Genomic DNA, 12,749 nt, shown 5'->3' with positions numbered 1-12,749 from the left:
ACATTTTTACCTTAAAAATTTTATTTCCCGTATATTTTCCTTCCTTTCTATATTAAAATATTGTTATTTGGCACGCTTATAAAATATATCATAATTTATTTTTATAAGATAGTTTTTAATTCAGAGGTTATTCCGTATATCGCAACTTGAACAATCATGCTTTCTGCTTGACATAGTTTTTCTACGGTATTAAGATAGCCGACATTAATAAGTTTTCATAAGTTCGATATTTATAAACATCACGGACTACGTTTTAAATGAATAAGAGACACAATATACTCATCATTGATGACGATAAGCTGATGTGTGTATCACTCAAAGGCCTTTTGGAGGAGAATGGATATCATGTTTACGTGGTATCTGGCAGCGATGCTGCTGTTCATATCCTTGAAAAACATGAAGTTGATTTAATTTTATTTGACTTAAGATTGCAAGACGTTAGTGAAATCTCGCTTATAAATAAAATTAAAGAAGCCTCATCTGATGCCATCATACTTGTTATGATTGATCAAAATAAGATAAAGGCGGTGATAAATACCCTGTGTCTGGAAACCGTTGACTATATCCTGAAGCCGTTTGATCCGGATTATTTAAAAAAGACCATTGAAAAGGCGCTGTATAAGCAGCAGTTAGAGGCCAGTCTCAAAAAAACACTTATAGACAAAGAAATTATTAGTAATATCAATAAGACGATAGCCACTAGCCTTGATATAAGAGAAAGCTTTTCAACGGTATGCGGTGAGTTGAAAAAGGTTATACCATTTGACCGCGCCTGCATAATTATTTCCAATGAACAAGGACATTGGTTCCAGGTATTTGCATTAACAAAAACCTATAATTTCAGTGAGATTGGTGAAGGTGAATCTTTTCCAATGTCTGGCAGCCTTTTGGAAGAGATTATTAAAACAGGAGAACCTGTTATTGTCAACGATACAAAAAAAGTCCGTTTTTGGACGGATAAAGTTCTCTATAAAGAAGGAATACATTCGCGCTGTGGATTTCCCCTTACCTATAAAGGAAAGGTGCTTGGCGCTATTGCCTTTGGCAGTGAAAAGGTAAATAGTTTTAATGAGCAATGTAACTATTATCTCTGGCAAATAGCGCCACAGCTTGCCATTGCCCTTGAAAATACAAAGCTGTTTAACCGTATTAAAGCATCAGAAGAGCGCTATAAGACTTTATTTAATCATGCCGCGGATTCTATGGTAATGATAGATCTTCATGGAAAGATTCTTACGATAAACCAGCGTGAAGAAGAAATTATTGGCTACAAAATGGAAGAACTTTTGGGTAAATACGTTTATGATTTCTTGCCTGAGACATCAAAAAAATTGGTTGCAGAGCTTCTTGCTCTTGCAGTCAACAGCAAGGTTCCAACAACAGAAATTGAAGTTATTAGTAAACATCAACAGATTTTAGTGATGGAATTAGATATGACCGTTGTGAAAGAAGAGGGGAATATTTTATATCTGCTGGCACACTTCCGGGATATAACGAAAAGGAAGAATCTCGAAACGGAATTAAAAGAGGAAAAGAAAAAGCTCGATAATATTGTGAGTGAAATAGGCGCTGATCTTTTTGTAATTAACAGAGATAATAAAATATGCTGGGCGAATAAACGGTTAATCGAGCATCATCCTTTAGGAAAGGATATAGTAAACCATACCTGTTTCGATACCTATTGTCATCTCCAGTCTCCGCCTGTGGATTGCCCTTCGATTAAGGTGTTTGAGACAGGAAAAATAAATCAAATTGAGCGGGTTATTTATAACCATCACAAGAAAAAGTTTTGTAATGTAATTAGTTCGCCTATTTTTGATAAGGATGGAAAAGTTGTGCAGGTACTGGAGTTGATTCAGGATATTACGAATAAAAAGCAGGTGGAAGAAAAACAGAAAAAGCTTCAACAGCAGCTCATACACTCAGATAGGTTGATCTCAATTGGGAGACTTGCAGCCGGTGTTGCTCACGAAATCAACACACCTCTTGCTATCCTTTCCGGTATGATACAGGGCTTTCTCGAAAGGAATAATTCCTTTACGAAGGAAAACGTAAAAGAATTTAAGACTATGCAAAAAGTAACAAAGCGTATAGAGAAAACCGTCGATTCCTTGCTTGAATTATCTCACTTTGAGGGAAATGAGCAGCCAAAACCTGTTCATATCAATGAATTAATAAAGAATACGGTTGCCCTTATTATTGAACAGTTTACTGCAAAAGATAAAAATATCGTTTTAAGACTGTCCTCATCTTTACCAAAGATCAGTGGTTTTGCAGAACAATTACAACAGGTATTTATGAATTTATTGATTAATGCTGATGATGCTACAGAACGTGGCGATACTATTTCAATAACAACAGTCCAAAAAGATAAAAAGATGATCACGATTAGTTTTAAAGATACCGGAGAAGGTATTTCTGAAGATCATCTATCAAAAGTCTTTGATCCCTTCTTTACAACGAAAGAAGTAGGGAAAGGGACGGGACTCGGATTGTCTATTACCTACGGAATCATAGAAAGACATCATGGTACCATTTGTGTTAAAAGTAAGGTAGGTAGAGGCACTACCTTTGATATCAATTTACCAATAGATTTTGGAAAGGTGACGGTTGATGGATAGAGGAATAAAGATATTAGTTGTAGATGACGATAAAGACTATAACTTATATTTAACGAAATTCCTGTCTGACGAAGGATACATCACGAAAGGTATAACAAAACCGATGGATACCTTATCAGCCTTAGAGCAGGAAAGGTTCCATATTGTTATATTAGATTTGAAGATGCCACAAATAAGTGGTACGGAATTACTGAAAGAGATTAAAGCGAAACACAGCAATATTTGTGTTATTATCCTAACAGGATATCCTTCTTTTAAGACTGCGGTTGAGACTATGAAACTCGACGCATTTGACTATTTAAAGAAGCCATTCGATTTAAACGATTTACGAAAAGCACTCAATACTGCACAAAAGACATATTGCCTTATTGGTAGCTCAAAAGATAAGCTCAAAAGTTCTGTAGGGAAAAAGCTTAAATCTATAAGAAAAAGTAAAAAAATTACCCAGAAGCAATTGGCAGATCGCACAGGTTTGTCGCCGAGTCTGTTATCTCAGATTGAAAATGGGCAAATAGCAGCCTCCCTTATGACCCTTGATAAGTTATCCTCTTCTCTCAATATTAAAATATCTTACTTCCTGGATGAAGAAGTTGATGATACGGTAATACAGAATAACCAGGATAGTAAAGTTTTATAAAATATTATTTTTACAGGAGTTTTACGTTGATGGATAATCTGCTCAATATTATCTCAAATCTGGGTTCTCCCAAGATATTAGTTATTGGAGATCTGATGCTCGATAAGTATGTATGGGGTGAGGTAAGGCGTATCTCACAAGAAGCTCCTATACCGGTTATTAATGTTTCTTCAGAAGATATTCGGGCAGGCGGGGCCGGAAGTGTTGTAAGCAATCTTCAAACGTTAGGTGCAGAAGTATTTGTCTGCGGAATTATCGGTAACGATACTCATGGAAATATCCTTTTGGACATTTTTAAGAATATGGGAGTTCATACTACAGGCATTATTATCGATAAAAGCCGGCCAACTACTCTGAAGACACGGTTTATGGGACACTTACAAACAGCCGGTAAGGGAGTGCAACAGTTACTACGGGTTGATTATGAGAAGATCCATACAATAGCCTCAGAAATAGAAGCGCAATTGAACGCTTATGTAAATAAAACCATACAAATATGTGATATTGTTCTGGTTTCTGATATGAATAAAGGATTACTTTCTCACTCATTTTTGCAAACGATTGTAAAGCTTTGTAATAAATATAGAAAGATTGTGATTGCAGACCCCAAACTTGTAAGCGATTATGCCTGCTACGAAGGTTTTACTGCTATAACTCCGAATAGGAATGAGACTGAGCTTGCCACAGGAATAAAGATAATCGATAAGGATAATCTTAATCAGGCGGCAGAAAAGCTTCTTTCGGGTCTTTCACTGGAATATTGTGTTATTACCCTTGATAAAGATGGTATGTTTTTATACCACAAAAATAGGGGCGGAAGGGTTATACCAACTATTCCGCGTACGGTATTTGACGTAACAGGAGCTGGCGATATGGTGCTCAGTATATTCGGCATGATAGTCGGAAGTGGTTATAGTTTTGAAGACGCTGCTCCGGTTGCAAACATTGCAGCAGGAATAGAGGTGGAAAAGATTGGCGCAACTCCGGTCAGCAAGAGTGAAATTGTGAGTGAACTTATAAACGGAAGAAATCAACTATCGAACAAAATTAAAGATATTGATATACTGGTAAGTATTTTGAACGAACATAGAAAGAAAAACGATAAGATTGTTTTTACCAATGGATGCTTTGATATATTACATATCGGGCATATTGAATATCTTAGATTTGCCCGGAAGCAAGGCGACTTGCTTGTGGTAGGATTAAATACGGACTGTTCAGTAAAATCCCTGAAAGGCCCTAGTCGCCCTTTTATTTCTGAAAGAGAACGTGCTAAAATACTCGCTGCATTGGAAGATATAACTTATGTAGTTCTTTTTGATGAGCAAACACCATTGAATCTTATTTCAGCTATTCGGCCGGATATACTCGTAAAGGGAGAAGATTGGAAAAATGCCGGAATAGTAGGCAAGGAATTTGTTGAATCCTACGGAGGAAAAGTTATCTTTGCGCCTTTCGTAAAAGATGTTTCAACTACCAATATCGTTTCCAGGATAATTGATAGATACCACGAAACTGAATCATGAAAAATTATGCATGGTTAATACTACGCTAAAAAGAAAATGAAGAGTAAAGATATACGACATCTGAATGGTAAGGAAAAAGAAGATTTATGGATGATATTGGAATACAGCTACAAGAAAGTATAGATACGAAAAAGGCGTTATTATCAACGGATCTTAACGTAATTAGGAATATCGCTGATGTTATTATTAAGACATTCAAAAATAATCATCGTATCTATTTAATTGGTAATGGTGGAAGTGCAGCAGATGCCCAGCATATTGCAGGGGAACTCGTGGGTAGATTCAAGATAAACCGGCGACCACTCCCTGCCGTTGCCTTGACGACTGATAGTTCAGTAATGACTTCAATTGCAAACGATTTTGGTTACGATACCTGTTTCACCAGGCAAGTTGAAGCCTTAATTACCCAAGGGGATATCCTTTTGGCTTTTAGTACAAGTGGAAATTCAAAAGGTATTGTGAATGCGGTTAAGATTGCAAGAACCCTCGGTGCGATTACCATCGGGTTTACCGGAGAGAGCGGTGGTCTCTTAAAAGATATTGCTGATATTTGTTTAAAAATTCCCTCAAACAATACACCCCGGATACAAGAATGCCATATTACTGTTGGGCATATTCTGTGTTCCATTGTTGAGAAAGAACTTTTCAGGCAATAAGTAAAATGAAAAAAAGGAAGGCTGTATTTCTCGACCGCGATGGCACTGTTATTGTCCATAAGCCTTATTTGAATTCTCCTGATCAATTACTGTTACTGCCCAATGCTGCGCAAGGTATACGGCTCTTTAACGAAGAAGGGTATCTTGTTATTGTTATAACGAATCAATCTGGTATAGCAAGAGGGTTTTTTGATGAAAAATGCCTGGAGCTTATTCATAAAAAAATGACAGATGTTCTGAGAAACGAAGGGGCTATGATCGATGATATTTATTATTGTCCCCATTATAAGGAGGGAATGATACAACAATACACGAAAGACTGTGATTGTAGAAAACCCAAAATTGGAATGTTTCTTGAAGCTGCAAGGCAATACCACATTGATTTTTCGCAGTCTCTTATGATAGGTGATTCGGAGGTAGATATACGAGCTGGTAAAAATGCCGGATGCAAATGCGTATTGATAAAAGATAGTAAAGAGTCTCAGAATACTACTATTGCTGTAGCAGATACGGATTATGTTGTAAAAGACTTACTAGAGGCTGCAAGACTTTTTACTGAGTAAATAGTGAAGTCTTGCAGTTTTGATTAAATGTGGTAATGAACAGGGTGGCTATTTACTGAGCGGCGAATTAATAATTCATTTTCCCGAAAGAAATTTCATTCTTTCCTTTACAATTTCGATATTAAATTCCGCCTCAAGATTCTCCGGGTCAATAGCGATAATTTCTTCCCACTTATGTAATGACTCTTCGTAATTTCCTCCTCTATATAATGCAAGGGCTTCATCCATCATGCTTTGTAATTCCGCTATTCTTGGATTAGCATCTGAATCTTTTATTGTTACTTCTTCTAACTTGTATTCCCCGGGCGACTCGTTTATGATCTCTTGTCTTTGTGCGATTATATCTCCACCTTCTTCTTTCTGAGTCTCTTTCAGTTTTCCTATCTCAGAACCCGTGATAGCTGATCTTTGGGATAAAAGAACAATAATTTGATTTTGCAAATCAGTTTTTATCTTTTCAATTTCATTCAATTTATCTAATTTATTTTCAAGATTATTAATATTTTTCTGAGCCTCTAAGAGATTTCCTTCAAGCAAACGCTCTTTCCTTTCGACTCTTGCATTAAGGCCGTTTACGCTCTCGTGAAGCGTTGAGTAATTGGTATCTATTTTTTGTGAGAGTTCTCCAATACGTTTTTCCAGATTCTGATCAGATACATTTAAATTTGAGAGTGCTTGTTCGAGTTCCAGAATCCTTTGGTCGATTAAGGCTAGACGTTCATCATTTTTGGATGATTTCGTATAAAATCGGGAGAATTCAGTGCATCCTGTGAGGAGAAAAGTTAATGCTAATATTATAAAAATCAAAGAAAAATATTTCATTATTAATTACCTTTAGCTTTTATATCGAAGTATTCAGATACTAAAATAGAGAATAGAACAACTAGTTTTTTGAAAGAGATTTTATTTTTTCCTTTACAATTTCAATATTGAGTTTTGCCTCAAGATTTTCAGGATCAATGGCAAGCGCTTTTTCCCATGTGTTCAATGATTCTTCATAATTCTCGTTTCTGTATAATGCAAGAGCTTTATCCAATAAGTCTTGCAATGCCTCTTTTTCCTGTTGTGTAACTAATGACCCTGTAATGTTATTCCCTTTTGATTTTTCTTCATCCGTTTGCTTTTCATTTGGCGTACCTCCCTGCTCGGTAAGAGATGGAAATAAGGAGACAGATTGCTTGTTATGTTCTTCGATTTCTGTTGTAATATGAGATATTTGGGATTGAAGTGTAACAATTTGATTCTGTAAATCGTTTTTCTCTTCCTGTATTATGCTTAATATTTTTTCAAAATTGCTTATATTTTTTTGAGCTTCAGAGATAGCATTTTTCATGGAAGTATTTTCTGTTTCTACTTTTGAATCAAGAGCTTTTAACATGGAATGAATTTGCAGATAATTTGCTTCTGCATGAGCCACCTTGCGTAAGACTTCTTCGATACGTTTTTCGAGGTTTTTATCAGATGAATTTAAATTTGAAAATACTTGCTCATGCTCTTGAATTTTTTTATCGATTGATTCCAGGCGTTCTGCATGGTTTTTTTGAATCTCGATAGTTTTTTTAGAAAATCCGGCGCATCCCATGAATGAAGATAAGCCTAATAATATCAGAAAAGTTAAAAAATCTACCTTTTTCATTGTGGAAATTTTCCTTTTGTTTATCGGGATAAGCCGGAGTGTATTAGTTTATCTTCTTTTGTGGCATTATGATAAACTCATATTACTTCTCATAATATTCTGTAAGCCAATTACACGAAGATTAAGGTTTAATGGGAATTTATTTTATTTTTGCCAGATCAAAATGAAAATGAACTTCTTCTCCGCCCGGAACCATCACAACAAATGCAATTGAAGTGTTTAAGTCAATATCGTTCATGGGAAATTTAAAGACCAGACGGGCTAAATAGCTTGGTGAGTCAGGCCAGGATTCGCTTGCTTCTGCTATTTCCGGTATAAATTCGAATTCAGGTTGTATGACCGTATCCTTTTGGTAAACCATAGCGGAATAATGTAATGCAAAATCATACTCATCGCCATAAACAGTTACAGAAAAAGAGAGGGAATCTCCAGTTTGCAATACTTCCTGGATTTCTCTATTAGTAAATTCTCTATGTTCTACAGCAAATTTTCTCGCCTTATAGGCAATATTATGATAAGGGGTAAATAAGGTGGCAAAACCTTTGCCTTTTTCTAAAGAGACAGTCCAGCTTTTTGAGAAAGTTACCATATCCAAACTTTTGTTTTTTTGCCCATATTCAATGGCTTCTTGTACTTGTTCCGGCGTTAATTTTGGAAAAACGGCATGAGCTGACTGTATGGCATACAGGCATGAGATTAAGCTTACAGTACATAGTAATAAGACTATCTTTTTAACCACAGTTTTTTATCCTTAAAGTGTTTTTATTATTCTTCTTTACTCGTTTCCGTTGCGGGGGATTCTTCTGTTGAGGTAGACTCGGATGTTGCTTCTTCTGCGGATGGTTTTACCACGTAGTTCTTACCAGTCTTCATTAGGCTTGCACCACCTACGATGAACATAATACCAAACACGATAGCCCCAAAAAAGCACATTACCCCACCTAAATTGTTTACGAATCCCTCTACTTTTTCATTTGCCATAATCTTTTCGGATTTTTCAGTTATTACTTTATTTAATTTTTCTATCATCTTGTTATTTCTCCTTCTCTTGTTTTATAATAGTATAAAGACTTAACCAAAATTCAAAAATGTTTTAATATCTTCTCTTTCAAAGATCAATTTTTTACTAAATCATGATATTTTAACAATTCTCTATCAGCTTCTTCCTTCATTCCTTTTTTACGATAAATAGATTCCAGATTTTTATAAGCCTTTGCATACTTTGGGTTAATTGCGATAGCCTTTTTGTATTCACTAACTTGATCATTAAGCATCTTTTTTTCTCCGTATGCAATTCCCAGGTTAAAGTGGGCCTCGGCGCTGTCAGGATTCAAACTTAGTACTTTTTTATATTGCAGGATTTCATCATCCAATAAGCCTTTTTTGCCAAACGTAACACCTAAATTGAAGTATGCATCGATATAATTAGGATCAATTTTAAGTACCTTTTTATATGCAGCGATGGACTCATCGTACAATTCTTTCTCGCGATAAGCATGGCCAAGATTATACAGAGCCTCTAAGCTATCAGGGTCTATTTCTATGACTTTTTGGTAAGCGCAAATCTCATTATCTATCATTCCTTTTGCGCCGTAAGCAATCCCTAAATTAAAATAAGCATCTTTATAGGAATAGTCTAAATCAATTGCCTTCTTATAGGAAGATATCTCTTCATCAAATAATCTTTTCTTGCCATAGGCTACGCCCAAATTGTTATAAAGTTGTGGAGAATAACCATTGATCTCAATGGCCTTTTTGTATTCAACGATTGCATCGTCAATCATGCCGCGTTTATTATATTCATTTCCAAGCTGATAATGCACATCAAAATCACGAAAGTCATCGGTACTATAGCCTGGAGCAAGGCAAATAAGATTTAAAAGAATAAGAGAAAAGAGAAAAACAATTTTTTTCATAAGTTTATTTTATAAGTTAAGCGTGATAAAGCCAGTATGTTTTTTCATTATCAGTACAAATTTCTTTTACAATATTGTAATATTCCGTCTCAGAAAGATCATCTAACTTTTTGCCATATTTTTTGATGGCTGCATTGAATTCCATTACCATTTCAACCAGATTTTCGTGTGTTTTCGCAGAACCACCTAATATGCAAAAATTTTCTCCCGTTGTGATTCTTTTATGATTATCCTTATTATCAAAGGCAAGGCCGCAAATCAGAGAATTTCTTTCTGGTGATTTATACTGGTTATTCAACGATAACTCCTTTCCGTGTGAATGAATAGCAGAATACCTTCTATGTTAGAAAATTGCATAGAGGATACCATCCTACGAAAAGAATGTCAAGATAAAGTATAGTCTGTGAAGTTACGAGGCAGCTATGGTAAATATTCTTCTGGCAATTTCAAAGTAAATGAGCAGTCCGGTAGCATCCAGCAAGGTAGCGATAAGCGGCGCAGATACAAATGCCGGGTCAAGTTTTACAAATCTGAAAAATAAGGGAATTGCTATGCCGACAATGTTTCCAACACAAACTACAGTAGACAAAGATATACCAACTGTTAACGCCAGGGTGATTTGCCTTAAGGATATAGCGGCAATGGTGAAGGCTATTATGCCCATAATGAGCCCAAGTGCAACACCTACCTTAAATTCCCGCAATATAATTCGCCACCATTCTGTTGTTTTTATCTCTCCGGTTGCCAATGCCCGAATAATGAGGGTAGATGATTGTGATCCTGTATTACCACCGGATCCCGTGAGCATAGGTATGAAATAGGTAAGGGCAATTATTGAATTCAAGATCCCGGAATAGCTTCTCAGTATGGTTTGTGATATAGTTGCAGCAATTACGAGGATGACCAGCCATGAGATACGATTGCTAACGCGTTTTGTAAAACCAACACGAAAATATTCTTCTTCAATAGTTTGTATACCAGCCATTCTTTGAAAGTCCTCAGTTGCTTCTTCCTGAACAACGTCTAATATATCATCTACCGTAACAATGCCTACCAGTCTATCTTCATTATCTACCACAGGGACAGCCAGAATATCATATTTCTGAACTACCTGTGCTGCTTTTTCCTGGTCATCTGTTGTATGTACATAGAAGACGTTTTCATTCATGATATCCTTAATAAGTTGGTCTGTATTAGCGAGGATGATATTTTTCAAGGAAGCTACACCACGAAGCTTTTTGGTTTCATCTACAATATAGCAGATGTAAATTGTCTCACGGTTTGGCCCTGTTTTTCTGATATGCTCAAGTGCTTTCCCAACGGTCATATCCATTTGAAGATCTACATATTCGGGAGTCATTATGCGGCCAGCAGAATTATGCGGGTAGTTGAGAAGCTCATTAGCTTCCTTTCGTTCTAAGGATGGAAGTAATTTAAGAAGTCTTTCTACTACATATGCCGGTAGTTCATCAAAGAGTTGTGTGCGGTCGTCTGGCTGCATTTGTATTAAAATTTCTCTTGCATGCTGTTCTGTAAATTGCTTGAGAAGTTCCTCTTGTTCAATAGGCTCGAATAGGGCAAAGACCTCAGATATTTTGTTTTTATCAAGTAACCGGAAACTCATTACCCGCTCTGTGGGATTAAGTTCTCTGAGGATATCTACAATATCGGCAGGATGACGTTCGCGAAGAAAATCTCTCAATCCTTTGAAATCTTTTGTCTCAATAAGCTCCTTAATTTCTGGGAGAAATATCTTCGTCCATTGTATTTCCATAATTTAAATTAAGCGTTCATGAAAAATTGTATTCTATAATTAAGTATAGATAACTTTATGAGAATTATAGTATATCCTCGTTTCCTGGTTAGAAATTTCATTTCCGTAGGGCAAACCTTTCGGCTTGCACCTTTGCAAGGCTGAAGCCTTGCCCTACATCAACTCTTTTCCATTTATTTTACTTAGTACAATTCATTCGACTTTTTCTACACCGAGAGCCTTTGCCATGCCCAAAAGTGTTCTTCCTAGTAAGGAACGTTTCATTTCGATTGCTTCAAAATCACATACCTCATCGCAGCAGAAGCATCCGATACACTTCTGCTTATCTACAATTACCTTGCCATTCTCTTTTGACATTGCGCCTGCAGGACAGTTTCTTACGCATTCATAGCATCGTGTGCAATTCGAGTGATTTACGGTAGAAAATGTTGAACAGGTATTATCAAACATCAAAGATAATAAGAAATTTGGCAAATATTTTCCTGCAAAGTCCTGGGCGCCACTGGAGGGTTTTTGAAAATCAGGAACAGCTACATTGGAGATCGATTCGCCAACTACACGAATGTTGTTTAGATCGCCACTGCCTAAACCACGTTGATGCGCAAATCGAATAGTTGGTATAGCCATAGGCTCAAATCCAATGATAGTGCTAGCTACAGCGTCTAGCGCCACGCTATCACGACTGGAAATGATAAGCCCCACTTTTTTGGGCTGACCAGCATTGGGACCGTTTCCCTCCATGCCTACAACGGCATCCATAATAATGAGATGAGGCGGTACCATTTGATAGATATCTACTAATGCCTTAGCAAATACCGTTGGTTTTGGCGCAATTAAGTGAATATTCTTTTTCCCGTTTCCCGGAATTGTACCTAACATATTTTTTATTGCCCCGGTGTATTGGGTTAAACCATGCGTTTTCAGTTTAGGTACGGAGACTATAAGATCTGCCGTCCGTAGTGTTTTGGCGATACGGAATTTATCTACGATCTCATAATCATGGTTGTTAACATCAATATACTCATCTTTATCAAAATTGACAACCCTTGCTCCTGTATCCTCTGCAATCTCATTGATACGAGTTATTCGGAATGCGTTGAAGGTGGAACTGTTTTTTACACTGCCTGAAGAGTCTCCAATATAAACTTCACATCCAAAATCCTTTTGAAATATATTGACAAGTGCTCTGACTACGGCGGGATGTGTATTAACAGCCCTTTCAGGTGGTTGTGAGGATGAGAGAAGGTTGATCTTTAAAAGCACCTTCATGCCAGGTCTAACGAGCTTATCAATACCATCCAGTAATCTTAAAGATTTATGAATGGCATGATAAATCTTTTCTAATGTATAATCATCACAGGTAACAATCGACACAGAAGGCATATGATAATCTCCTGGTAAAACAGGGTCTCAAATCAAA

The 12,749-nt window shown here is 36.5% G+C and carries 13 protein-coding genes; 5 read left to right on the top strand and 8 right to left on the bottom strand.

Annotated features, from left to right (window positions below; genetic code table 11):
- The first annotated feature begins 257 nt into the window (after positions 1 to 257).
- The 5 genes from FBQ94_RS08615 (at position 258) to gmhB (ending at position 6,003) form a co-directional block, all read left to right on the top strand.
- Entirely contained in the window at positions 258 to 2,621 is a 2,364-nt protein-coding gene (locus FBQ94_RS08615) for a PAS domain S-box protein (RefSeq protein ID WP_007223379.1), read from the top strand.
- Positions 2,614 to 3,258, top strand: coding sequence for a response regulator (locus FBQ94_RS08610; protein WP_285442092.1), 645 nt, complete (start codon positions 2,614 to 2,616; stop codon positions 3,256 to 3,258). The genes FBQ94_RS08615 and FBQ94_RS08610 overlap by 8 nt, the downstream gene beginning before the upstream one ends.
- A 29-nt stretch (positions 3,259 to 3,287) precedes the next feature.
- Positions 3,288 to 4,784, top strand: coding sequence for a D-glycero-beta-D-manno-heptose 1-phosphate adenylyltransferase (gene rfaE2, locus FBQ94_RS08605; RefSeq protein ID WP_007223377.1), 1,497 nt, complete (start codon positions 3,288 to 3,290; stop codon positions 4,782 to 4,784).
- 86 nt (positions 4,785 to 4,870) lie between these two features.
- Positions 4,871 to 5,440, top strand: a complete 570-nt coding sequence (locus tag FBQ94_RS08600; RefSeq protein WP_007223376.1) for a D-sedoheptulose-7-phosphate isomerase — start codon at positions 4,871 to 4,873, stop codon at positions 5,438 to 5,440.
- 5 nt (positions 5,441 to 5,445) lie between these two features.
- The gene (gene gmhB / locus FBQ94_RS08595; RefSeq protein WP_007223375.1) at positions 5,446 to 6,003 is read left to right on the top strand and encodes a D-glycero-beta-D-manno-heptose 1,7-bisphosphate 7-phosphatase; all 558 of its coding nucleotides are present in this window, start codon (positions 5,446 to 5,448) and stop codon (positions 6,001 to 6,003) included.
- A 75-nt stretch (positions 6,004 to 6,078) separates the two neighbouring features.
- Here gmhB and FBQ94_RS08590 read toward each other — a convergent pair whose 3' ends face one another.
- From FBQ94_RS08590 to FBQ94_RS08555, 8 genes are all read right to left on the bottom strand, one after another.
- Positions 6,079 to 6,825, bottom strand: coding sequence for a hypothetical protein (locus FBQ94_RS08590; protein WP_007223374.1), 747 nt, complete (start codon positions 6,823 to 6,825; stop codon positions 6,079 to 6,081).
- 61 nt (positions 6,826 to 6,886) lie between these two features.
- Complete coding sequence (locus FBQ94_RS08585) at positions 6,887 to 7,639, bottom strand: hypothetical protein (protein ID WP_007223373.1); 753 nt, start codon at positions 7,637 to 7,639, stop codon at positions 6,887 to 6,889.
- A 139-nt stretch (positions 7,640 to 7,778) separates the two neighbouring features.
- The gene (locus FBQ94_RS08580) at positions 7,779 to 8,378 is read right to left on the bottom strand and encodes a hypothetical protein (protein ID WP_007223372.1); all 600 of its coding nucleotides are present in this window, start codon (positions 8,376 to 8,378) and stop codon (positions 7,779 to 7,781) included.
- Between the two features lie 26 nt (positions 8,379 to 8,404).
- Positions 8,405 to 8,668, bottom strand: a complete 264-nt coding sequence (locus FBQ94_RS08575; RefSeq protein WP_007223371.1) for a hypothetical protein — start codon at positions 8,666 to 8,668, stop codon at positions 8,405 to 8,407.
- Between the two features lie 86 nt (positions 8,669 to 8,754).
- A complete protein-coding gene (locus tag FBQ94_RS08570; RefSeq protein WP_007223370.1) occupies positions 8,755 to 9,555 on the bottom strand; it encodes a tetratricopeptide repeat protein in 801 nt (266 codons plus the stop codon).
- Between the two features lie 16 nt (positions 9,556 to 9,571).
- The gene (locus FBQ94_RS08565) at positions 9,572 to 9,853 is read right to left on the bottom strand and encodes a hypothetical protein (RefSeq protein ID WP_007223369.1); all 282 of its coding nucleotides are present in this window, start codon (positions 9,851 to 9,853) and stop codon (positions 9,572 to 9,574) included.
- A gap of 111 nt (positions 9,854 to 9,964) precedes the next feature.
- The gene (gene mgtE, locus FBQ94_RS08560; protein WP_007223368.1) at positions 9,965 to 11,329 is read right to left on the bottom strand and encodes a magnesium transporter; all 1,365 of its coding nucleotides are present in this window, start codon (positions 11,327 to 11,329) and stop codon (positions 9,965 to 9,967) included.
- A gap of 192 nt (positions 11,330 to 11,521) precedes the next feature.
- Positions 11,522 to 12,712 (bottom strand): DUF362 domain-containing protein, encoded by a 1,191-nt coding sequence (locus FBQ94_RS08555; protein WP_007223367.1) that lies wholly within the window; start codon positions 12,710 to 12,712, stop codon positions 11,522 to 11,524.
- Between the last annotated feature and the right edge of the window lie 37 nt (positions 12,713 to 12,749).

Source organism: Candidatus Jettenia sp. AMX1 (assembly GCF_030263775.1).
Classification (GTDB): Bacteria; Planctomycetota; Brocadiia; order Brocadiales; family Brocadiaceae; genus Jettenia; species Jettenia caeni.
The sequence above is the reverse complement of the archived record's forward strand: the minus strand, read 5'-3'. Positions and strand labels throughout refer to the sequence as shown.